Origin of the sequence: Nonomuraea helvata (genome assembly GCF_039535785.1) — a bacterium.
Classification (GTDB): Bacteria; Actinomycetota; Actinomycetes; order Streptosporangiales; family Streptosporangiaceae; genus Nonomuraea; species Nonomuraea helvata.
The window spans coordinates 1-22,653 of record NZ_BAAAXV010000003.1 but is presented as its reverse complement, the minus strand read 5'-3'; the positions used below and the strand labels follow the sequence as shown (position 1 = coordinate 22,653).

19 protein-coding genes are annotated in these 22,653 nt (G+C 70.8%); 8 read left to right on the top strand and 11 right to left on the bottom strand.

Features of this window, described 5'->3' with window-relative positions; translation table 11 throughout:
* Nucleotides 1–41: 41 nt before the first annotated feature.
* Nucleotides 42–482 carry a MarR family winged helix-turn-helix transcriptional regulator gene (locus ABD830_RS18795; protein WP_344988773.1) on the bottom strand — a complete coding sequence of 147 codons (441 nt, stop codon included), beginning with the start codon at nt 480–482 and terminating at the stop codon, nt 42–44.
* Between the two features lie 172 nt (nt 483–654).
* On the opposite strand from ABD830_RS18795, the gene ABD830_RS18790 reads away from it, so the two are divergent.
* The 3 genes from ABD830_RS18790 to ABD830_RS18780 all read left to right on the top strand — a co-directional run bounded on the left by ABD830_RS18790 (nt 655) and on the right by ABD830_RS18780 (nt 2,974).
* On the top strand, nt 655–963 hold the full coding sequence (locus ABD830_RS18790) for a hypothetical protein (RefSeq protein WP_344988771.1): 309 nt from the start codon (nt 655–657) through the stop codon (nt 961–963).
* Complete coding sequence (locus tag ABD830_RS18785; RefSeq protein ID WP_344988769.1) at nt 960–2,552, top strand: multicopper oxidase family protein; 1,593 nt, start codon at nt 960–962, stop codon at nt 2,550–2,552. The genes ABD830_RS18790 and ABD830_RS18785 overlap by 4 nt, the downstream gene beginning before the upstream one ends.
* A gap of 131 nt (nt 2,553–2,683) precedes the next feature.
* Nucleotides 2,684–2,974 carry an ATP-binding protein gene (locus tag ABD830_RS18780; protein ID WP_344988767.1) on the top strand — a complete coding sequence of 97 codons (291 nt, stop codon included), beginning with the start codon at nt 2,684–2,686 and terminating at the stop codon, nt 2,972–2,974.
* Between the two features lie 41 nt (nt 2,975–3,015).
* On the opposite strand, the gene ABD830_RS18775 is transcribed toward ABD830_RS18780, so the two are convergent.
* Nucleotides 3,016–3,708 (bottom strand): GntR family transcriptional regulator, encoded by a 693-nt coding sequence (locus ABD830_RS18775; protein ID WP_344988765.1) that lies wholly within the window; start codon nt 3,706–3,708, stop codon nt 3,016–3,018.
* A gap of 102 nt (nt 3,709–3,810) precedes the next feature.
* Between ABD830_RS18775 and ABD830_RS18770 the strand changes: the two genes are divergently transcribed.
* Nucleotides 3,811–5,094, top strand: coding sequence for an MFS transporter (locus ABD830_RS18770; protein ID WP_344988763.1), 1,284 nt, complete (start codon nt 3,811–3,813; stop codon nt 5,092–5,094).
* A 3-nt stretch (nt 5,095–5,097) separates the two neighbouring features.
* On the opposite strand, the gene ABD830_RS18765 is transcribed toward ABD830_RS18770, so the two are convergent.
* From ABD830_RS18765 to ABD830_RS18750, 4 genes are all read right to left on the bottom strand, one after another.
* A complete protein-coding gene (locus ABD830_RS18765) occupies nt 5,098–7,071 on the bottom strand; it encodes a methyltransferase domain-containing protein (RefSeq protein WP_344988761.1) in 1,974 nt (657 codons plus the stop codon).
* Between the two features lie 34 nt (nt 7,072–7,105).
* Nucleotides 7,106–8,110 carry an enolase C-terminal domain-like protein gene (locus ABD830_RS18760; protein ID WP_344988759.1) on the bottom strand — a complete coding sequence of 335 codons (1,005 nt, stop codon included), beginning with the start codon at nt 8,108–8,110 and terminating at the stop codon, nt 7,106–7,108.
* Nucleotides 8,111–8,120: 10 nt separating this feature from the next.
* Nucleotides 8,121–9,497, bottom strand: coding sequence for an MFS transporter (locus tag ABD830_RS18755; RefSeq protein ID WP_344988757.1), 1,377 nt, complete (start codon nt 9,495–9,497; stop codon nt 8,121–8,123).
* Nucleotides 9,498–9,560: 63 nt separating this feature from the next.
* Nucleotides 9,561–10,286, bottom strand: coding sequence for a TetR/AcrR family transcriptional regulator (locus ABD830_RS18750; RefSeq protein ID WP_344988755.1), 726 nt, complete (start codon nt 10,284–10,286; stop codon nt 9,561–9,563).
* 108 nt (nt 10,287–10,394) lie between these two features.
* Here ABD830_RS18750 and ABD830_RS18745 point away from each other — a divergent pair, with 108 nt between their 5' ends.
* Nucleotides 10,395–11,840, top strand: coding sequence for a DHA2 family efflux MFS transporter permease subunit (locus ABD830_RS18745; RefSeq protein WP_344988753.1), 1,446 nt, complete (start codon nt 10,395–10,397; stop codon nt 11,838–11,840).
* Nucleotides 11,841–11,857: 17 nt separating this feature from the next.
* On the opposite strand, the gene ABD830_RS18740 is transcribed toward ABD830_RS18745, so the two are convergent.
* Genes ABD830_RS18740 through ABD830_RS18720 form a run of 5 tightly spaced genes read right to left on the bottom strand, consistent with a single transcriptional unit; the run spans nt 11,858 to nt 19,212 of the window.
* A complete protein-coding gene (locus ABD830_RS18740; protein ID WP_344988751.1) occupies nt 11,858–13,027 on the bottom strand; it encodes a VWA domain-containing protein in 1,170 nt (389 codons plus the stop codon).
* Complete coding sequence (locus ABD830_RS18735; protein ID WP_344988749.1) at nt 13,024–15,354, bottom strand: DUF5682 family protein; 2,331 nt, start codon at nt 15,352–15,354, stop codon at nt 13,024–13,026. The genes ABD830_RS18740 and ABD830_RS18735 overlap by 4 nt, the downstream gene beginning before the upstream one ends.
* On the bottom strand, nt 15,351–16,415 hold the full coding sequence (locus ABD830_RS18730; protein WP_344988748.1) for an AAA family ATPase: 1,065 nt from the start codon (nt 16,413–16,415) through the stop codon (nt 15,351–15,353). Before ABD830_RS18730 ends, ABD830_RS18735 begins: the two co-directional genes overlap by 4 nt.
* Nucleotides 16,412–17,755, bottom strand: a complete 1,344-nt coding sequence (locus tag ABD830_RS18725; RefSeq protein ID WP_344988746.1) for a DUF5691 domain-containing protein — start codon at nt 17,753–17,755, stop codon at nt 16,412–16,414. The genes ABD830_RS18730 and ABD830_RS18725 overlap by 4 nt, the downstream gene beginning before the upstream one ends.
* Complete coding sequence (locus tag ABD830_RS18720) at nt 17,752–19,212, bottom strand: SWIM zinc finger family protein (protein ID WP_344988745.1); 1,461 nt, start codon at nt 19,210–19,212, stop codon at nt 17,752–17,754. The genes ABD830_RS18725 and ABD830_RS18720 overlap by 4 nt, the downstream gene beginning before the upstream one ends.
* Nucleotides 19,213–19,324: 112 nt before the next feature.
* Between ABD830_RS18720 and ABD830_RS18715 the strand changes: the two genes are divergently transcribed.
* The 3 genes from ABD830_RS18715 (at nt 19,325) to ABD830_RS18705 (ending at nt 22,523) form a co-directional block, all read left to right on the top strand.
* Nucleotides 19,325–19,870, top strand: coding sequence for a cupin domain-containing protein (locus ABD830_RS18715; protein ID WP_344988744.1), 546 nt, complete (start codon nt 19,325–19,327; stop codon nt 19,868–19,870).
* Between the two features lie 161 nt (nt 19,871–20,031).
* On the top strand, nt 20,032–20,919 hold the full coding sequence (locus ABD830_RS18710; RefSeq protein ID WP_344988742.1) for a UTP--glucose-1-phosphate uridylyltransferase: 888 nt from the start codon (nt 20,032–20,034) through the stop codon (nt 20,917–20,919).
* Between the two features lie 65 nt (nt 20,920–20,984).
* A complete protein-coding gene (locus ABD830_RS18705; protein ID WP_344988740.1) occupies nt 20,985–22,523 on the top strand; it encodes an aldehyde dehydrogenase family protein in 1,539 nt (512 codons plus the stop codon).
* Nucleotides 22,524–22,653: the final 130 nt, after the last annotated feature.

Here is a 22,653-nt window from a genome sequence, read left to right as displayed (position 1 = left end):
GCCCTGGCGAGCCCGGCCCGTGCTTGCCCGTGTCAGGCGAGTCATGCATCGCGTTCTGTCGGGGCGACGAACCTGGTCAGGAGAGTTTGGAGGGTTTCGAGCTCGGCGTCGGTGAATGATCCGAACAGGTCTTCCGCGGCGCCGGCCGCGAGGCGCTGGGCGGTGCCGAGAGCGTCGATGCCCTTGTCGGTCAGGCTGAGATTGGCCACCCGTTTGTCGGTGGTGGACCGGGCCCGGGAGAGGTATCCGAGGGTTTCGAGGTCTTCGACGGTACGGACCATGCCCGCCTTGTCGCTGCCGGTCTGTCGGATCAGGTCACGCTGGGTCGAGACGCCGTCGCGGCCCAGGAGCATCATCACGCCGAAGTGGCGGCCGGTCAGGCCGAGCGAGGACAGGGCGTTGTTCAGCGCCCCGGCGGCTCGTTGGTGCGACTGGCGCAGCAACAGGCCGAGTTGAAGGTCGACTCCGCGCGGCTTCGGCATGGTTCCATCCTATGTTAGATTCACATGGATCGGATTCAAGTGAATCTATTTGGCGAGACGAGGACGGCGTGTGACGACGACACAATCAACGGGGGATGCCGGCGTGGTATCCAGGTCCGCGCCGCGCTGGCCGTGCTGGGTGTTCCGCATCACGAGCACAGTCGCGGCGATCATGCTGTTCGATCAGGCGGTCCTCGCCGGTCAGTTCCTCTCCGGCAGCTACGACTCACTGCACGTTCACCGCGAGAACGCGACCTTCGCCGGCATCTCCGTCCTCATCTCCGCCGTCGCGGCCGTACTTCAGCGGTGGCCCGGACGCGGACCCTGGTGGCCCATCCTGGCCTGCCTCGGCCTCTTCGGCCTGATCGGGCTGCAGATCGTTCTCGGTTTCTCGCGAGCGATCAGCCTGCATATCCCGCTCGGTGTGGCGATCATCCTCCTCGCCACCGCTCTGGCTGTCTGGGCCTGGAGACACCGATGACCGAGAAGAACCACCGGATCACGTTGAGCCGCCGGGCGTTCATCGGCGCCGGCCTTGCCGCCGGCATCGGCCTGGGAGTGGGCATCCCGTTCTCCCTCGGCGCGGCCGGGCTCACCTCGACCGGCAACCTGCTCCGCAGCCGATTGCCGCTCCCGCAGCCGTTCACGATGCCCTTCCAGACCCCGCCCGTACTGAAGCCGGTGCGCAGCGACGCCGATACCGACTACTACGAGATCACTCAGACCGCGGCGACGGCCTCGATCCTGCCGGGGGTGAAGACGGCGATCTGGGGCTACAACGGGATCTTCCCCGGCCCCACCATCGTCAGCCGACGTGCCCGCACAACCGTGGTGAGGCACACCAACCACCTTCCCGTTCCCACGGTGGCGCACCTGCACGGCGGCCGTACCCCGCCCGACAGCGACGGATACCCGATCGACTTCGTCTACCCCGTCGACAGGTCCTACGTGAACCAGCACATGAACATGGAGCACATGAACATGGGCGGCTCGATGGTCGGAGATACCACCGAAGGCCACCGCTCCTACACCTATCCACTCGACCAGCGCGCGGCGATGCTCTGGTACCACGACCACCGCATGGACTTCACCGGCCCGAGTGTCTGGCGCGGACTCGCCGGCCTCCACTTCGTGCGAGACGACGAAGAGGACGCTCTCGGCCTGCCCTCCGGCCCACGCGAGCTCCCTGTCATGATCACCGATCGCAGCTTCGCCGCTGACGGATCCCTGTCCTACCCGAGCATCGACGGGAGCCTGATGAGGACACCCGGCGTCACCGGCTCATTCGTCGCCGGCGTCCTTGGAGACGTCATGCTCGTCAACGGCACGCCCTGGCCGGTTGCGAGAGTCGACGGCGCCACATACCGCCTGCGCATCATCAACGCCTGCAATGCCAGACGCCTCGACCTGCGTCTCGACCCGCAACCTGATGGCCTCCTGACACAGATCGGCACCGACGGCGGGCTCCTTGCCGCACCCATTCGTCATGAGCATGTCGAGCTCGCCCCCGCGCAACGTCTCGACGTCATCATCGACTTCTCCAACTACAAACCTGGAACCGCGGTGACGCTGCTCAACGACTTCGGTGACGGGAACATGTCCCAGGTCATGCGCTTCATCGTCGGCGAGAAAGCCGACGAGCCGTTCACCGTTCCCGACAAACTCTCCACGGCCGAATCGCTCACCGCGGCCCAGGCCGTCACGACCCGCACCTTCCGCTTTCAATCGGGAGACGTCAGCCACATGAAGGGCTGGCTCATCGACGGGCGACCATTCAGCCCCAACGACATCGCCGCCGCGCCGAAGCTCGGCACGGTCGAGGTCTGGCGGCTCATCGCAGACTTCCATCACCCCGTGCACCTCCACCTCAGCCCCTTCCAGGTGCTCTCCCGAGGTATCGGCGGCCCCGGGGCATTCGACGCCGGATGGAAGGACACCATCGACCTGCGGGCTTCGGAAGAAGCAGCAATCGCGATCAGATTCGACGGTTATCCCGGCAAGTACGTCTTCCATTGCCACAATCTGGAACACGAGGACATGGCCATGATGGCCAACTTCACCACCCGATGACCGAGGAGGCCTTCGGTTCGGCATGCACATGACGCCTACTTCGCGTGTACGAACATTCGCCTGGCTGACCCGCTACCGCCGGCTCGTACGGATCTACGAACGCAACCCGAGCACCACGAAGCCATGATCTGGTGGGCCACCGCGCACCGGATGACCCGCCGCCTGACCCGCGAACTGGCAGGTCAACCGCCCCCTGGCCGCTGAGGCGGATCTTCGAGCGGTTCACCCGCCTCGAGGACGGCCTCCGCCGCGACGCCGGCGGGAGCGGGCTGGGCCTGGCCATCTCACGTGAGATCGCGCTGAGCCACGGCGGGACGCTCGAGGCCGAGGACGCGCCGCGCGGCGCCAGGTTCGTCCTGCGGCTCCCACGTCTCGGCGACCCTCCGGCCGACCAGCCGCAACACCTGAGCGCCGTCGTCTAGAGCGCCGCATCGCGTCCCGCACCGCCGACGAATCCGGCAGGTCAGGGGCTGATCTCGAGAAAGCGGTCGCGGGCGGCTGCGAGGTGGGCCCGCATCGCCTCCGAGGCCGCCTCCGCCTCGCCCGCGGCGATGGCCTCGACGACGCGGGCGTGCTCGGCCAGCGTGGGATCCCCCGTGCGCCTGCCCGCGTAGCCGATGCGGAACAGGTGCAGGTGGCCGTGGGTACGCCGGAGCGACTCCCTGAGCGCCTCGCTGCCCGAGAGCTCGGCGATCAGGTCGTGGAAGCGCGCGTCGTGCTCGGCCAGGCCGTGGTACTCCTCGTACCTCGTGCCCTGGGGCGCCTGCGGGACGCTGGCCAGCTCGGCGCGCACGCGCTCGCGGGCCTCGGCCGTCACCCGCTCGGCCGCGCGCGCCGCGGCCCACGGCTCCAGGAGCAGCCTGAGCTGGTAGAGGTCGGCGATCTGGTCCGGCCTCAGCTGGGGCGCCACCGAGTAGCCGCGCAGCGGCTCCTTGGTCAGCAGGCCCTCGGACTCCAGCGCGGACAGCACCTCGCGCACCGGCGTCTGCGAGACGTCGAGGAGCCGGGCGACGGCGTAGATGTTGACGCGGGCACCGGGCTCCAGGTCGCCGTTCATGATCAGGCTCTTGATGCGCTCGTACACGTCCTCGGTCAGGACGCTGCGCCGGGCCGCCGGAACGAGCCCCTTTAAACGGTTTTCGAGCTCATTGGACACAGTTGACGCTCCGAGGGCGAGTTTGAGGGGGTCTTGACGGGCATCGTGCGTTGTATGCAACATAGCGGAAATATCCAATAGGAAATATTACTGAGGATCGCGATGGCCACAACCCTCCGAACCACTGTCCGCGGCCGGTTGCGCTGGTACATGATCAGCTATGTCTTCGCCGGGCTCGTCATCAACTATCTCGACCGTGCCAGCCTGGGAGTGGCCCTGCCGTTCATGGGAGAGACCTTCAAGCTCTCCAAGACCGAAGAGGGCATGATCCTGGCGGCCTTCTTCTGGTCCTACGACTTCTTCCAGCTCGCCGCCGGCTGGTTCGTGGACCGGTTCGGGCCGCGCAGGACGTTCACGTTCGCCTCCATCTGGTGGTCGCTGTTCACCTCGCTGACGGCGCTGGCAAGCAGCTTCGCGACGCTCTTCGGCGTACGGCTGCTGCTCGGCATCGGCGAGAGCCCGGCCGCCACGACCAGCGCCAAGGTCACGGGCCGGTGGTTCCCCCGGCACGAGCGGGCGCTGGCCACCGGGATCTGGGACTCCGGCTCGCGGGTGGGTGCCGTCATCGCGCTGCCCGTGGTCACCGCGCTGATCGGCTTGCTGGGCTGGCGGTGGACGTTCGCGATCATCGGGGTGATCGGGCTGTTCTGGGCGTTCGGGTGGTGGCGCACGTACCGGGACCCGCAGGACCATCCGAAGATCACCGAGGAGGAGCTGGCCTACCTGCGCGAGGGCGGCGCCCGTTTCGAGGGCGACGACGAGGGCGCGACCAAGCTCCGCTGGCGGGACCTGTTCCGCTATCGCACGATCTGGGCGATGATGCTGGGCTTCTTCTGCCTCAACATGGTCGTCTACTTCTTCCTCACGTTCTTCCCGACCTATCTGGTGGAGGAGCGCGGGTTCAGCCTGCTGAAGCTGGGCCTGTTCGGGGCGCTGCCGGGTCTGGTGGCCATCGCCGGCGAGTGGCTGGGCGGCTGGCTGTCCGACCGCCGCATCACCCGGGGCGACTCGCTCACCCGCGTCAGGAAGCTCTTCATCTCCGGCGGGTTCCTGGTCTCGACCGTGATCGGCGTCGCCGTCTGGGTGCCGGAGGCGTGGATGGCGCTGGCGCTGCTGTCGATCGCGTACGCGGGCTCGACGTTCGCCGCCTCCAACATCTGGGCGCTCCCCGCCGACGTCGCCCCGGCCGACCGGCACGTGGCCTCGATCGGCGGCATCCAGAACTTCGCCTCGAACTTCGCCGGCATCATCAGCCCCATCATGGTCGGCTTCCTGGTGGACAAGACGTCGTCGTTCACCGTCCCGCTGATGGTGATCTCGTGCGTGGCGCTGCTGGGCGCGTTCACGTACGCGGTGATCCTGAAGCGGGTGGAGCCCCTGGGGTAGCGATCAGGCGGGCCGGTGGAAGGTGGCGCGCCAGCGGTGGCGCTCGCCGTCGCGCAGGTCCTCGACCCGCCCCTTCTCCAGCCCACCCGCCGCGAAGGCCGCGATCTCGGACGGGGTCAGCGGCCATGGCGGCGCGAACGCCCGCCCGCCTTCCTCCCGGCCCGACGCGATCACCAGCAGCGTGCCGCCGGGCCGGACGAACTCCGCGACCGCGGCGATGGCGCGGGCGTGCAGCGGCTCCGGCAGCGCCTGCACGGTCATGATCTCGACCACCAGGTCGAACGCCTGCCGCCACTCGCCGGGCGGATCCAGCAGGTCGGCGGCCTGGTAGCGGACCTCGCTCCCGGGGAAGCGCTCCTCGGCGAGCCGGACCGCCGACTCGCTCACGTCGAAGGCCACCGTCTCGTAGCCGAGCCCCGCCACGTGCTCGGCGTCGTCACCCAGCCCCGCACCCACGACCAGCGCCCGCCCCTGACCGGCGCGGGCCCACTCCACCAGCAGGGGGTGCGGGGAGCGCGAGTCCCACGGCACGATCGCGTCGCCGGTCGCCGACTCGGCGTAGAGCCGCTCGAACCACCCGGTGGGGTCGCCCTGGGCCAGCGACTCACCGGCCAGCCTGATCGCATCGGCATCGGGGTCCCGGCCCGTCATGAGTCCTCCCAACAGGATCCCGTACGGCTCGCCACGCTCGGCCTTGGCGGCCAATTCGACCAGATTAATCCGATCCCCGAGTGGGCCGACCAGCTCGCGCTGGGTGAAGGTGTGCTCGTGCACGTACCCCTTGCGCCGCAGCGCCACGTCGAACAGCGGGAGCAGTGCGCAGACGCCGGGCGTGGGGTGGGGGCACGGCTGCTCGTTGTGCCACCAGTCGAGCTCGCCCGCTCGCCCGGCGACCGCCAGCTCGACGACGTCCAGGTCGGTGGCCTGGCGGTCGAGCAGCTTGCTCGCGGCCTCGAGCACCTGCTCGCGCTGGTACTCACCGACCTGGGCCCACTCCTCCGCCGGGATGTCCGCTATCCGGTACGGCCGCGCGCCCAGCGCGAGCCCGCCCCTGCCGAGCAGCTTGTGGGTGATGACCTTCCCGAGCCGGTTGGCGAGCTTGCCGGGCACCCGCGACATCACCCCTGCGGGCACACCATCGGCGACCGGCTGGGCGGCGTCCCAGTCGATCAGCTCGACCGCGTCGGGAAAAGGGGGCTCCGGCCGGGCGCGGGTCAGCAGCCCGTCCCGCTGGATCTTCCACAGGAAGCTCTCGTAGGCATCCAATGCGCCGCCCTTACGCGAGAACGGCCCGACATAGCGGGACACATGCCAGCCAAAGGCTCCCGCCAGAAGCAGCTCGGCCCGCACGGAGGCGGCGAAGCGCTCGCTGCCGACGATGGAACGGGTCTCGTCCCAGAGCGCCCTCCGCAGCGACGCGGTCGCCTCGCCCAACCAGGACCAGTCCGGATGGTGCGCCATGAACAGGTGGACGGCCCAGCTCTCGTGCCAGCGCCACCTCTTGCTGATGAGCAGTTCCCTGACCAAGAACGTGTGCAGGTCAGCCTCATCCGCCGCGAGTAACAGCGGCAGCCCCACCAGCACTATCGGCTTGCCCCGCTTGGTCCGGCCCCCCCGTATCTCGGCCCAGGCGGAGACGCGGACCTTGGGCACGGTGTCGAATCCCGCGAGCCGGGCCGCGTCCGCCACCAGCTCCCGGAGCCGCGGCTGATCGTCCAGTGACAGCACGGGGCAGCGCCACGGGAACCGCCGCGGCAACCGGTCCGCCACGAAGGCGAACGCGCAGGCTCCGAACGCGGCGGCGACGATCAGCACCGCCTCGAGACTTCTATAGGCCTCGCTCGCCAGGAGCAGACCGGCACCAAAGCCCAGGATCGCCACCACGCCGATGACGATTTTTCCCCATTCAGGAAGGAAGCACGACAGGAAGTTCCTCGTCAGCAGGATCCATAACACCCGCCACCGCGTCAGCCGCACGCCCGCCCACCCGCCTCTTGATCGGGTAGGAACCTTACGCGTGGAACGACTCCTTCGCCAGCCGCCGCAGCCGCGTCTCGTCGATGTCGTGTCCCAGCCCCGACTGGGTGAGCGGCACGGCGATGACGCCGGCGTTCGCGCCCACGATCGGGTTGACGATCTGGTTCTGGCGCGGCGGCTGCGTCACGTCGCACGGCAGCGTGCAGCCGGGCAGGCTGGCGATCGCCACCGTCGCCGCCCTGGCCAAACCCGCGCCCTGGCCGCCCGCGCACTGGATGTCCCAGCCCGCCGCCGCGGCCCGATCGTGTGCCCGGCGGGACTCCGAGAGCGAGGGGAACAGGGTGGGCCGCAGCAGCAGCACCTTCGCCGCCCGCAGCGTCAGGTAGTCGTCCAGCTCGGCGGTGGAGGCGGCCTCGACCGCGACCGAGGCGGACACCTGGTCCTGCAGTGAGGCGTGCGTGAAGACGTCGCCGGCGGCGAAGGGCCGCTCGATGACCTCCAGGCCGTAGGAGTCGAGGGCGACGAGCTGGCCGAGATCGGTGTAAGCGTTGCCGCAGTCGACGGCCAGGGTCAGGGCCGGGTACGCCTGCCGCACCGCGCGTACGGGCTCGACGTCCCAGCCGGGCCTGATGTCCAGCGTGACGTGCCCGTACCCGGCGCAGACCTGCTGGTTGACCCGGGACACCAGGCTCTCCACGGACGCGTCGGGGGTCAGCCGCACGGTGGCCATGAGGGAGGTGCGGGTGCCGCCGATCGCCTCGGCGAGCGGCACCCCGCGCATCCTGGTCCACAGGTCCCAGCAGGCCATGTCGACCGCCGGGTCGCCGCTCGGCACCGTGTCGGGGTGCTCCCAGTCGACGCCGATCAGCAGCGACGCCAGCGACTCCTCCAGCCTTGACCACGTCTTCGGCTGAGGGGAGATGGCCTCGCCCCAGCCGGTCATGCCGCCGTGGTCGGTGAGCTTCACGAGCAGGGTCTCCGACCTCCTGCCGTACGGCAGAACCAGTCGGAAGACCTCAAGCTCCCGCACTCGCGGCATGTACCCCCCTTTATGACGCGGCTCCCTCCATAGTGCCTGCTGCGCGCCGGTGGACAAAACGCGGGGCGAGCAGAAAGGCCAGGACCGCGAGCGCCGCGGTGAACGACAGGCCGATCGCGTAGCTCTCCCCGGTGGCGGTGAACAGGGCTCCGCTGAGCGCGACGGCCACCACGGTGAACACCGACTCGCCCACGCCGACGGCCGCGCTGTTCTGGCCCTCCTCGCCCTCCTTGGACATCTCGAGCACCAGGACGGACACCGTCGGGTGCAGTGCGCCGATGCCGAGGCCCGCGACGGCCATGGCCGGGTACGCGACCGCGACCGGCAGGGAGTCGATGAGCACGAGCGTGACGAGCGCGATGCCGATGGCGATCAGGGCGGCGCCGCCCCGGATGGCGGTCATGTGGCTGATCGTGCCCCGGCCCTTGATCCAGGAGCCGGTGGACCAGCCGAGGGCGCCGACGGTGAGGACGATGCCCGCGCCGGTGGCGGTCAGGCCGCGCTCGTTGATCAGCATGAGCGGGATGAGCACCTGGGACGCCGTCAGCGAGCCGAAGGCCAGGCCGCGCAGCACGGGCGCGGTCGGCAGGCCGGGGGCGGCCCTGAGCGAGCCGGGCAGCAGCAGCCTGGGCAGGGCCACCGCCACCAGGACGACGCCGGCGAGCAGCAGCGGCAGGCCGGCGAGCTTGAGCGCGCTGCCGTACTGGATCAAGGCGGCGGCGACGGCGGTCAGCGTGGCCCAGACGAGCTTGCGCCCCAGGCCCGGTGCGGGCCCGGCGATGCCGCTCGCCACCTCGCGGCCCGCGGTGCCGCGCCAGAGCAGCAGCGCCGACGGGATGACGATCAAGGCCACGCCGATGAAGACCCACCGCCAGTCGGCGTTCTCGACCACGAAACCGGCGATGGCCGGGCCGACCATGGACGGCACCACCCAGGCGGCCGAGAACAGGGCGAACACCTTGGGATGCATGGCCGGCGGATAGACCCGGGCGACGACCACGTACAGGGAGACCTGGATCAGCCCTCCCCCGAGCCCCTGCACGAACCGGCCCGCCACGAACAGCTCCATGGTCGGCGCGAGCCCGGCCAGCAGCAGCCCGGACACGAAGCCCGCCACACCGGCCGCGATCGGCTGCAGCGGCCCCCGCACGTCACTCCACCGCCCGCCCAGCACCGTCCCGATCACGCTGGCCGCCAGGGTGGCGCTGAAGGCCAGGTTGTACAGATGCATGCCGTCGAGCTCGCGGGCCACCACCGGCATCGCCGTGGCCACCGCCATCGCCTCGAAAGCCACCAGCATGACCAGCGCGACCAGCCCGACGCTGAGCGCGCGGTACTGCGCGGACACCACGCCCGCCGTAGATCTCTCAACCGTTGTCGTCGTCATACGCGGAAAACTATGGCGAAACCGCATGCCGGCACATCGGGCGCGGGACCTAGGCATTTGGGCCTAGGGCATGCGGGCCTCGATGCCGTCGAGGAGCAGCTCGAGGCCGTAGCGGAAGCGCTCCTCGCCGTCGTCGGCGATCAGGTCGTCCACGAACTTCTGGATGTGCGGGAAGCGCTCTGTCGGCAGCGCCCGGTAGTAGTCGGCGAGCTGCCCGGCGAAGCGCTCGAAGTACTCCCGCGGGTCGTCCAGCCCGGCCGCGCGCATGCGCGCGTAGTGCAGGGAGCCCTCGTACGCGTCGCCGGTGACGTACAGGTGGATCCGGTCCATGGACAGGGACGCCTCTCGCGGGGACATGCCGGCCTCGATCAGCAGCCCGAAGACGAACTCGCCCGCGAGGATCGAGTTCTCCCCCGACGGGACGCTGGCCAGCGCCACCCGCGCCACGTCGGCGTGGGCGGTCAGCACCCGGTGCACCTCCATGGCGTACGCCCTGAGCTGCTCCTTCCAGCGGCTCGGATCGCGCTCGGGCAGCTCGATCTCGCCGAGGACCCGTTCGTAGATGAGCTCGAGCAGCTCCTCCTTGTTGGCCACGTGCGCGTAGAGCGAGGCGGGGCCGGTGTCGAACTCCTGGGCGACGCGTCTCATGCTCAGCGCGTCGAGCCCCTCGGTGTCGACGATCCGCAGCCCGGCGTCGACGATCAGGTCCTGGCTGAGCTGCCGCTTGGGCGGCGCCGGCTTGCGTGACTTGCGCCATGGGGGCGTGGGGACGTCCTCGGATCCTGCCATGCGACCAGTATACGAACGCTGTACTTGACACGAACAGTGTTCGGCCCTAAAACAGTGTTCGTAACGAACAGCGTTCGTTGGATAGAACACCGTTTTGAGGAGTCCCCCATGACAGTCACCGCCTCAGAGGCGACGACCGAGATCCAGCCCTACCGCTGGCGCTGGATCGCCCTCTTCGTGATCCTGGCCGCCGAGGTCATGGACCTGCTCGACGCGCTCGTGACGTCGATCGCCGCCCCCAGCATCCAGAAGGACGTGGGCGGCGGCGCCAGCCTCGTGCAGTGGCTCGGCGCCGGATACACCCTGGCCATGGCCGTCGGACTGATCACCGGCGGCCGGCTCGGCGACCTGTTCGGCAGGAAGCGCATGTTCGTGATCGGCGCGTTCGGCTTCACCACCGCCTCCCTGCTCTGCGGCGTCTCGGCCGGGCCCGAGATGCTGATCGCCAGCCGGGTGTTGCAGGGCCTGTTCGGCGCCGTGATGCTCCCGCAGGGCCTCGGGCTGATCAGGGAGATGTTCCCGCCGCAGGACATGGGCAAGGCGTTCGGCATGTTCGGGCCGGTCATGACCATCTCGTCCGTGGGCGGTCCCGTGCTGGCCGGATGGCTGGTCGACGCCGACTTCTTCGGTACGGGCTGGCGCATGATCTTCCTGATCAACCTGCCGATCGGCCTGGCCGCCGCGCTGGCCGGGATGCGCTTCCTGCCCGAGTACCGCCTCTCGAACGCCACCAAGCTGGACCTCGTCGGCGTCGCGCTCGTCTCGGTGGCCTCGTTCCTGCTGATCTACCCCCTCATCCAGGGCCGCGAGCTGGGCTGGCCCGTGTGGACGTACATCTCGATGGCGGCCTCGATCGTGCTGTTCGCCGTCTTCGCCCGCTACGAGTCCCGCCGGGCCGCCTCCGGCAAGGACCCGCTGGTCACGCCGGGGCTGTTCCGCAAGCGCGCCTTCACCGGCGGTCTCGTGGCCGGGCTGGCGTTCTTCTCCGGCATGATGGGCCTCGGCCTGGTCTTCAACCTCTACACCCAGCTCGGTCTCGGCTTCAGCCCGCTCAAGGCCGGCCTCACCGGTCTGCCGCAGGCGATCGGCGGCGTGATCGGCTTCGGGCTGGCGATGTCCGGGCTGCAGGAGAAGCTGGGCCGCGGCCTGCTACAGATCGGCACCGTCGTCATGGCGGCCGGCGCCGCCGTGCTCGCCCTCACCATCCACCTCGCCGGGCTCGACGTCGGCAGCTGGCAGCTGGCTCCCGGGCTCGCTCTCGTCGGCATCGGCATGGGGCTGACCATGGCGCCGTTCTTCGACATCGTGCTCGCGGGGGTCGAGCCGCACGAGTCCGGCTCCGCCTCCGGCACGCTGACCGCGATCCAGCAGCTCGGCGGCGCGCTCGGCACCGCCGTGCTCGGCACGCTCTTCTTCAACCTGCTCCAGAACCGGTGGAGCTTCGGCTCGTCGATGCAGGTCACGGTCTGGGTCGAGGTGGGGCTGCTGGCCCTGACCTTCGCCCTGTCGTACCTGCTGCCGCGCAAGGCCAGGGCGGACGGTCAGGGCCATTGAGAGCGGGGCCGGGCACGTCACACCGCGATGTGACGTTCGGCCCACTGCACGATGTCGCGCCGCTCGATCGCGGCCGCCATCAGGTCGGGGAAGGCGTCGGGCGTGCACGCGAACGCGGGCACGCCCATCGCGGCCAGCGCGGCGGCGTTCTCGTGGTCGTAGAACGGCGCGCCCTCGTCCGAGAGCGCGAGCAGCACGATCACCTGGACGCCCGCCTGCGTCATCGCGGCCACCCGGCGCAGCATCTCCTCCCTGACGCCGCCCTCGTACAGGTCGCTGATCAGGACGAAGATGGAGTCGGCCGGCCGGGTGATGAGGCCCTGGGAGTACGCGATGGCCCGGTTGATGTCGGTGCCGCCGCCCAGCTGGGTGCCGAACAGCAGCTCCACCGGGTCGTGCAGTTGCTCGGTGAGATCCACCACCGCCGTGTCGAACACCACGAGGGACGTCTTGAGCGAGCGCATCGACGCCAGCACCGCCCCGAACACGCTCGAATACACCACCGACGCTGCCATCGACCCGCTCTGGTCGATGCAGAGCACGACCTCGCGCTGCACCGACCGCTGCCTGCGGGCGTAGCCGACGAGCCGCGAGGGGACGACCGTGTTCCTGTCCGGCAGGTAGTTCTTGAGGTTGGCCCGGATCGTGCGGTCCCAGTCGATGTCGGCCACCCTCTTGGGGCGGTGGGTCCTGGCCGACCGGTCGAGCGCGCCGGTCACGGCCGCCCTGGTCTTCTGGGCGAGCCTCCGTTCGAGCTCGTCCACCACCCTGCGCACCACGGCCCTGGCGGACTCGCGGGCCTGGTCGGGCATGACCCGGTTGAGCGCGAGCAGGGTGCCGACGAGGTGCACGTCCGGCTCGACGGCCTCGAGCATCTCCGGCTCCAGGAGGAGCCGGGTGAGGTTGAGCTTCTCGATGGCGTCCTTCTGCATGACCTGGACGACCGTGGAGGGGAAGTACGTGCGGATGTCGCCGAGCCAGCGCGCCACCCGGGGCGCTGACGCGCCGAGCCCGCCCTCCCTGCCGCCGTCCTGGTCGTAGACGGCGGACAGCGCGGAGTCCATCCGCGCGTCGACGCCCTCCAGCCCGCATCCGGTGCCGTCGGCGTCGCCGCCGCCCAGCACCAGCCGCCACCTGCGCAGGCGCTCGTCGGTTCCTTCGCTGGGCCCCTCGCTGGTCGCGCTCATCCGTCCGACTCTCCCTCTGCCTTGCCAAGAATCGCGAGCACGGTCGCGACGGCCGCCGCCGCGCGCCGCTCGTCCACGTCCTGCTCCCCTTCCCGCCGGCCGCCCTCGGCCGAGCGGACGCGCTCCCCGATCGCCCTGCGCTCCGGCGCGGCGAACCCGCCGAACGTACGGCGCAGCAGCGGCAGCACGTCGGTGAACTGGTCGCCGGACAGCCCGGTGAGCCACCCGTCCACCAGGCTCAGCAGCCGGGGATCGTGCACCAGCAGCAGCCCGCCGCCCGCCAGGAACCCCTCCACCCACGCCGCCGCCCTGGCCGGGGTCTGCCCCCTGGACATGGCCCTGGCCATACGGTCGGCCGCGTCGTCGAGCTCGCCGGCGTCCAGCAGGATCCTGGTGAGCCGTCCTTCGATGAGACCGTGCAGGTCCTGCCGGTCGCTGATGCCGCGCAGGGTGACCAGCCACCGGCTGCGCGGCGAGGCGTTGTCGTGGCTGCCACCGCCGTCGCCGCTGCCACCGTTGCCGTTGTCGTCGTTGCCGCCGATGTCGCCGGTCGTCAGGAGGGCGACGGCCGCGTGCACCGCGTCGACGTGTTTGAGCAGGTCGGCGGCCGCCTCGTCGTCCACTCCCGTGACCGCGACCGGCAGGCCGACGCGGATCCGGTCCAGCATCGAGCGCACGATCACCGCCAGCCCCTCGGCCGGGGTGCCCCGGACGTCGCCGTACCGGTGGGCGCGTACCATCGCCGGCAGCGCTGCCATCAGGTGCGTCACGTCGGTGTCGAGCGCCGCCTTGGCCGACAGGGCGGCCAGCACCTCGGGCAGCGCCTCCGGCAGGTCGGCCAGCAGGCACTGCTCGACCAGCGACGTCAGGTCCGCCAGTGCGGTCTTGTCCGTCGCGGCCAGGTCCCTGGCCCGCTGCGCCGCCGCCCCGGCCACCGTGGTGCCGAGCGCGGCCTGCTCGATGAGCGCCAGGTCGTGCTCGGGCCGCCACTGCAGCGTCCAGGTCTCCCTGAAGGTGCCCTTCCCCCGCGACTCACCCGGCGTGCCCCAGCCGACGCCGAGCAGCCTGAGCCGGTGCAGCAGGTGGCTGCGGTCGAGGTCGAGCGGTTTGCGCAGGTCGAGGTCGATCTCGCGGTCGAGCGCCTCGGGTTTGAGCCTGAGCCGTCGCTGCTGTTCGCGCAGGTCCCGCTGGAGCGGCACCATCGGCGTGCCGTCGGTGACGTGGCCGAGCCGGTCGCCGACGACCATGCGCCGCTGGATCAGCTCGACGGCCAGGTCGTCGCCCTCGCACAGCACGGCCCTGGCCGCCTCGGTGACCTCGCCGAGCCCGGCCAGGGGCCTGCCGCGCAGGGCGGCGAGGCTGTGCGCGAGGCGTACGGACTCGATGACGTGCGCGGACGACACGGCCAGCCCCTCGTCGCGCAGCACCGCGGCGGCCTCGGCGAGCCACCGCTCCACGGGCCGGTCCGGCGTGCCGAACAGGTGGTGGTACCAGCCGGGCGAGGTGATCCCCGCGCCGTAACCGCTCCAGGACGCCAGCCGCCCGTACGTCCACGGCACCCACGTCAGCTCGGCCTTGACCTTGGGCAGCCCTTTCAGGGTCGCGTTGTCCTGCGCGACGGTCGGCAGCCTGCCCGTCAGCGCCGGGACGTGCCAGGCGCCGCAGATCACCGCGATCCGGCCGTAGCCCTGCTTGACGGCCGCGCGGAGGGTCTTGCGCATGTACGCCTCGCGCCTGGCCTCCCGCGCGTCCGGCTCGTAGCCCTCACGTACGGCGGCCATGGCCTCGGCGATCACCTCGAAGAAGGGGGTCTGGTGGGGTGGGCTGGGCAGGGTGTCGCCCCGGTGTTCTACGACGTCCTCCCACCAGCGTTCCGGGTCGTCGTATCCGGCGGCCGCGGCGAGGCTCCCGATGGGGTCGGCCCGCATGCCGTCTTCGTGCTCTTCGTCCGCCTCCGTCGCCAGCGAATGGGCCGCGGGGAGGTCGCAGAAGCTCACCGGGATGCCGGCGGAGGTGCCGTACAGGATGGCCTGCCACTCGGGCGAGAAGGCGGCGAACGGCCAGAACGCGGCCCGCGCGGGGGCTCCGGGCACGTGGGCCAGGAGCGCGACGGGCGGCTCCAGCTCGGGCGCGAGCGCCACGAGGGCGTCGGCCTCGGGCGGTCCCTCGATGAGGATGGCGTGGGGGCGCAGGCGTTCGAGCTCCCGCCGCACGGCCCGCGCCGAGCCCGGCCCGTGATGCCGCACTCCCAGCACGGAGACGTCGGCCCCACTGACCGAAGTCCCGGTCGTGAAGGTCGTGGGGTCAGAGGTCGGGGTGGTGCTCATATGACCTCGCGGCAGGCGCGGTAGAAGTCGCGCCAGTCGGGGCGCTCGCGGACCACCGTCTCCAGGTATTCGCGCCACACCACCCGGTCCGACACCGGCTCCTGCACCACCGCCCCCACGATCCCGGCGGCCACGTCGGAGGGGCGCAGCACCCCGTCGCCGAAGTGGGCCGCGAGGGCGATGCCGTTGGTGAGCACCGAGATGGCCTCGGCCGTGGACAGGGTCCCGCTGGGCGACTTGACCTTGGTGCGCCCGTCCTCGGTGACGCCCATGCGCAGCTCGCGGAAGACCGTCACCACCCGCCGGATCTCCGTCAGTCCGGTCGTCGTCTCGGGCAGCTGCAGCGCGTGCCCGAGCTGGGTGACGCGGCGCGAGACGATGTCCACCTCCTCCTCGGCCGTGGCCGGGACCGGCAGCACGACCGTGTTGAAGCGGCGGCGCAGCGCGCTGGACAGCTCGTTGACGCCCCGGTCGCGGTCGTTGGCCGTGGCGATGACGTTGAAGCCGCGTTCGGCCTGGACCTCGTGGTTGAGCTCGGGGATCGGCAGCGTCTTCTCGGACAGGACGGTGATCAGGGCGTCCTGTACGTCGGACGGCATGCGAGTGAGCTCCTCCACCCGCGCGACCCGGCCCTCGGCCATGGCGCGCATCACGGGCGACGGGGTCAGCGCCTCGATCGAGGGGCCCTCGGCCAGCAGTCTCGCGTAGTTCCAGCCGTACCGGACGGCCTCCTCGGCGGTGCCCGCGGTGCCCTGCACGAGCAGCGTGGAGTCGCCGCTGATGGCCGCGGCCAGGTGCTCGGACAGCCAGGTCTTCGCCGTGCCGGGCACGCCGAGCAGCAGCAGCGCGCGGTCGGTGGCCAGCGTGGCGACGGCGACCTCGACGATGCGGCGCGCGCCCACGTATTTGGGGGTGATGCGGTCGCCGTCGCCCAGGATGTACGTGGTCACGGCCCACGGCGACAGCTTCCAGCCGGGCGGCCTGGGCCGGTCGTCGTCCTTGGCCAGGACGGCCAGCTCCTCGGCGTACTGGTCTTCCGCGTGCGGACGCAGAACGGTCATGGGCAAAGCTCCTTGTACATGTCGGCACGGAAACGCAGCAGGGCGGCCACCTGCTGGATGGACTCCACGGGCGAGTAGCTCAGGACCAGGGGGAACAGGGCCGGGTCGATGCGCTCACCCGCCATCTTGACCAGCTCCCCGAGGTTCCAGGGCTGTGTGGTGGCCACCTTCACGATCTTGCGGAGGACGGCCGTGGCCAGGCCCTCGCGCCAGTGGGACGACACTCCGCCCAACACCATGATCAACTGGCTGTCCAGGTCATGCTTTTTCACGAAATCGGCGGCGAGTTCCTGCTGCTCGTCGGGCGGCAGAGAATCCAGCAGGTCCGCGATCGGGTCCCACCCGAACATCGCCCGCGCCCACCCGGGATCCTTCTGCAGGATCGCGGCACGTACCCAGGCCGCCTTCACCTCGGCGTCCCAGTCGGGGATCCTCATCGTGAGCAGCCGCGCGGGCGGGTGGCCCCAGACCCCCAGCGGGGCGCGGGCGAGGAGCTGCTGCAGCCACCAGGCCCGCTCGCCGATGCCTCTCGGCGGTTTGGGGCGCACACCGTCGCGCTCCATCGCCTTGTCGCAGACCTCGGGGGCTTCGACGGCGATGACGTTGCCCTTGATGGCCACGCAGGCGCGCGCCCGTTCGGCCATGCGCTGGGACAGGCGCGAGCCGGGGAGGCGGGTGAGGAGGTTGGCGGCGACCTGGCGCACCTCTCGGCGGCGGTCGTCGAGCGCGCTCTCCAGGAACGGCTCGTCCTCCATGCTCAGCCCGTCGGCCAGCACCTCCGCGAACTCGGCCCGGTCGTCGGGCGTCTCCCGCTCCCATGTGCTCTCCAGCAGCCGCCTGGCCCGGCCGGGATCGGCCTTCCTGAGGGCACGCAGGTGCTCACGCCGATCCGCGGCGCCGCCCAGCTCCCACGTCTCCCCTGTCGGCTCCTCGAGCAGGTAGTCCCAGGCGGGATTGACCCCGGCCAGCCACCGCCCCCGCTGCCCGGCCAGCACCCCGAGATGCACCCGGATCGAGCGGTCCCGCCGCCCTCTGTCCAGGAGTTCGGGCAGCACGTAAGGCGGCACCCTCCTGCCGGTGCCGGCGGCCGCGGCCAGCCATTCGGGGAGCAGCCTCTCGTGCTCGCCACCCATGATCCGCGCCAGCCGCTCGGCCGCCCGACGTCCCACGGCCGCCCGCTCCTCATCGGGCGCGGGGTCTTGCCGCTCGGGCTCCCCGATCCTGCGCCCGGCCCTGCGCCGCGCCACTTCGACGGCCGCGGCCTCGAGCAGATCTCCGTGGTACGGCCTGCGATCGGTGCCCACGAGCGCCGTGGACGCCAGCTCCTCCCAGGCGGTCACAGGATCACCGCCGTTCCTTCGTCGTCCCAGGTGGTCAGGGGCCGCAACCCTCGGGGTGTCCACTCCACCGCCACGGTGAGCGGGCGGCCCCCGGAGACGGCGATCAGCCGCCACGGATCGCGCGCCACGGGGTGCAGCGGGAGACCGCCGAGTGAGGCCCGCCCGGGTACCACCCCGGCCAGCACGAGCGGCCACGACTCGGTCCACGGATCCTCGGCCAGCACCCTGGCCACCTCGTCGAGCGCCCCATCCGGCGACACGCCGGGCGGCACCCCCTTGGAGCCACCATCGTCGGCCGGACCCACCCCCGGCGGCGTCGCCTTGGAGCCACCGTCGTCGGCCGGACGCGCTCTCCCGGAGACGTCGTTCTCGCCCGAGTCGTAGCGGGCGGCGACGAGCGCTCTCAGCGGGGCGGCGCCCGGGTAGAAACCGAGGTCGGCATCGATCGTTGTCCCCGTGACCAGGGAGGCGTCGAGCGGCTGCCCCTGCGGCGCGAACGAGAGCACCAGCGCCGCCCGTCCGGTGTGGCGCCCTCGCAGCCACACCCGCCGGGCGGTCAGCCGGTCCTGCACTTCGTCGCGCCTGCCCAGCACGTCCCACCGATCGCGCACGCCGGGCCCGGCCAGCACCTCGTCCCGGCCGACCGGGAACCCGACCCGGCTCAGCACGGTCTCGGCCAGCGGCGCGGGCAGCTCCGACCGCCGCCGGTAGGCGATGGCGAGCAACCGGATCAGCGCGTACTCCTCGAGCAGCCGCCCCGGCCAGTCGTCGTCCGCCCGGACCCGGCCCAGCCTGGACACGATCCCCGCCACGCCGGGCGCCTGGGCGTCGATGAGCCGCTTGGCCAGCCCTTCCCACTCGTGCTCGGCGGCCCCCGCCAGCCCTTGCCGCACCTGGTCATCGAGCCACCGCTCCAGCTCGGTCAGCCCGGCGGCGACGCGGCCATGCCGTACGGACTCGGGGCGCCTCTCGGACGCCGCCGCGACCTCCCCAGCGGCCCGCGACCGCCCACCCTCAGAGACCCCGCCCTCAGAAGCCGCGCCGCTCCCCCCGCCATCCGACGTGTCGCTCTCCGCCGCCTTCCTGGCGCGGGCAACCTCGATCTTGGCCGCCGCCTTGGCGGCCCGCTCGGCCCGCCCCTCGACCCACTCGGTCACCCACTGCGGAGCGTCCTCCGTAACGGGCAGCCCGTCAGCGGACCACATGAGCAGCAGCCCGAGCGCGTGCTTGCACGGGAACTTCCTGCTCGGGCAACTGCACCGGTACGCGGGCTCGTTCAGGTCGACGCAGGCAAGGTAGGGCCTGGCCCCGCTCCCCTTGCACTCGCCGTACACGATCGTGCCTGTCGCGCCGCGCAACGACCATTTCCCGGGCGTCGCCACCCCTTGAGCCGCCTTCTGGGACGACGCGTCGGGGGCAAGGGCGAGGACCTGATCACGGCTCCACCGTTCGATCACCTGCCGCAGACTAGCCACCTCGACCGACATTTCGCGTTAAGTTCGCGAGCTGCCCGGAGACCCGGCATGCGTCACCCGCCTTGTCCTGATTTATTGGCATAAACTCTGCCAAGTGGAGCTGCGCACGTACCCCGACGGCCCGTCCATGGAGGTGCCCGACGAGGCAGCCGCCCTCGCCACCTCGCTCGACGGGCAGCTCGTCCTGGACGGCAACCGCTTCCTGCGCAGGGACGTCACGGGCGCCCCGGTCGGGTTCGTCGCGCGTCCGCCCATCGCCGAGGCCCTCGACCTGCTCCCCCACCCCGAAGGCGGCTGGTTCAGGGAGACGTGGAAGACGGCCGTGACGTTCCGGCCGGACGGATACCCGGGGCCGCGGGCCAGCGCCACCGGCATCTACTTCCTGCTGGACCCGGGCGAGGCGTCGGTGCCGCACCTGGTGCGGTCGGACGAGGTCTGGCTGTGGCACCGCGGCGGCCCGCTGAGCCTGACGATCGGCGACACCACGATCACCCTGGGACCGCGGGTGGAGGACGGCGAGGTCCCCCAGGCGGTCGTGCCCGGCGGCGTGTGGCAGTCGGCCCGCCCGGCCTCCGACGAGCCGGTGCTGGTGAGCTGCATCGTGTCACCGGGCTTCGACTTCGCCGACTTCACCGCCTAGCGCCATACAGGAGGTGTGCCGGGCATCGAGTCGGCGCCTGCGGAGGGACGGCCGGCCCGGCTGCTGCCGCGCGCATCCTGGGGCAGACCGGGCAGAACGGCTGAGGTAACGTCGGCCTCGCTCCCCTGCACGATCAAGCCGCTCGATCCAAGGAGAGACGTATGGTCCACAAAGCCGTCATCCCCGTGGCCGGACTCGGCACCCGGCTGCTGCCGCTGACCAGGGCGCTGCCCAAGGAGATGCTGCCGATCGGCGACAAGCCCGTCATCGAGCACACCATCCGCGAGCTCGTGGATTCCGGCATCGACGAGATCACCATCGTCACCTCGCCCCGCAAGGACCTCATCCAGCGGCACTTCGCTCCCGACGCCGACCTCGAGCTGCAGCTCCGCGCCGCGGGCAAGGACGACCTGGCCGACGCGGTCGCGGAGCTGTCGTCGCTGGCCCACATCACGTACCTGTACCAGAACGGCCCGTACGGCAACGGCACCCCCGTGCTGAACGCCGCCCGCGTCATCGGCGACGAGCCGTTCATGGTGCTGTGGGCGGACGACGTGTTCGTGGCGGAGGTGCCCAGGGCCAAGCAGCTCAAGGCCGCGTACGAGGCCACCGGGGCGCCCGTGCTGGCCCTGATGCCGATGGCCGTCGAGGACGCCTCGCGGTACGGCGTGCCGATCGTCAAGGAGGACCTCGGCGACGGCCGCCTGCTGATCTCCGGGCTGGTCGAGAAGCCGTCCCCCGAGGAGGCGCCCTCGCGCTACGCCGCCATCGGCGGGTACGTCGTCACCCCCGGTGTCGTCGAAGAGCTCCAGGAGCAGACGCGCAGGTGGCACGAGAACCCGCAGGGCGAGATCTACCTCACCGACGCCCTGAACCGGCACGCCGCCGGCCACCCGGTGTACGGGCAGGTCATCGACGGCACCTGGTGGGACACGGGCTCGCCGCTCAACTACCTCAGGGCGCAGTTCGCCGCCGCGCTCGCGCACCCGGAGTACGGGCCCGAGCTGCGCAGGCTCGCGCAGGAGAGCGACGGCGCGGCGGCACCCTGAGCGCGCCTTGGGTTTTTTTCCGGCGAGATGATTGTCTGTCCGGAGAAACTACGAGGAGGGCACCGGTGAGCCGTCAGATCGTTTCCATAGTGGGTGGCAAGGAGGCGGGCACCACCGCCACGTACGCGTCCACCAACCCCTCGCGCACCAGCGAGGTCGTGGCCCACGTCGGCCTGGCGGACGCCGGCACGTTCGCCGCCGCCTGCCGTGCCGCCAAGGAGGCCCAGCGCGAGTGGGCCAAGGTGCCTGCCCCGGTGCGCGGGCGGGTGATCGCCTCCATCGGGCGGCTGGTCGAGGCCAACGCCGAGCGGCTGGCCCGCCTGGTGACCGAGGAGATCGGCAAGCCGTACGCCGAGGCCCTGGGCGAGGTGCGGGAGATCGTCGACACGTGCGACTTCTTCCTCGGCGAGGGCCGCCGGCTGTACGGGCAGACGGTCCCGTCGGAGATGCCGGACAAGAACCTGTTCACGTTCCGGAACCCCGTCGGTGTCGCGGCGGTCGTCACCGCGGGCAATTTCCCGGTCGCCGTGCCCTCGTGGTACCTGGTCCCGGCGCTGCTCTGCGGCAACGCCGTCGTCTGGAAGCCCGCCGAGTACGCCGCCGCCTCCGCGCACGCCATGTTCCAGCTCTTCGTGGCCGCCGGGCTGCCCGACGGTGTGCTGAACCTCGTCTTCGCCGACGGCGCCGAGACGTTCGAGGGACTGGAGCAGGCCCTCGGGGAGGGGAGCGTGCAGAAGGTCGGGTTCACCGGCTCCAGCGAGGTGGGCAGGAAGATCGGCGAGCTGACCGGGCGGCACCTGCAGTCGGCCTGCCTGGAGCTGGGCGGCAAGAACCCGATGGTGATCATGCCGGACGCCGACCTCGACCTGGCCGTCGAGGGCGCGCTGTTCTCGGGCTTCGGCACGGCCGGCCAGCGCTGCACGAGCCTGGGCACGGTGATCGTGCATGAGAGCGTGCACGACGAGTTCGTGGAGCGGTACGCGCGGGCCGTACGCGAGTCGACGATCGGCCACCCTGACGGGGACGTGCTGGCGGGCCCGCTGCTCGACCAGAAGTTCGCCGACCGGTACGAGGAGTTCCTGACCTGGATCCAACCCCACCACAAGGTCGTGTCCGGAAATGTCGGGCGGATCACGAAGGACAACCCGCACCGCGACTTCGACGGCGAGCAGGGCCTCTACTACCACCCGGTCGTCGTGGACGGCGTCCAGCCCACCGACCAGCTGTTCCTGGAGGAGACGTTCGGCCCGATCGTCGGCGTGACCACGTTCAGGACCCTGGACGAGGCCATCGAGCTGGCCAACCTGCCCGGCTACGGCCTGTCGAGCTCCATCTACACCAGTGACCCGCAGCACGCCTTCCGCTTCCGCGAGGGCATCTCGGCCGGCATGGTCAGCGTCAACAACTCCACCTCGGGCGCCGAGGCCCACCTCCCGTTCGGCGGCAACGGCAAGTCGGGCAACGGCAGCCGCCAGTCGGGCATGTGGGTGCTCGACCAGTTCACCCGCTGGCAGGCGATGAACTGGGACCATTCGGGCCGCCTGCAGAAGGCCCAGATGGATGTCGCGGAAATCGAGCCCGACCTGAACTTCCGCCTGCCATAATCGTCTCGTCTCGATGCAAGAACGGGCCCCTCGGCGACGAGGGGCCCGTTCTTTTCTCTGCGAGCGAGGATCAGACCTGGCCGGCCTTCTCCAGGGCCGAGCAGCAGGTGTTCACCATCAGGCGGGTGAC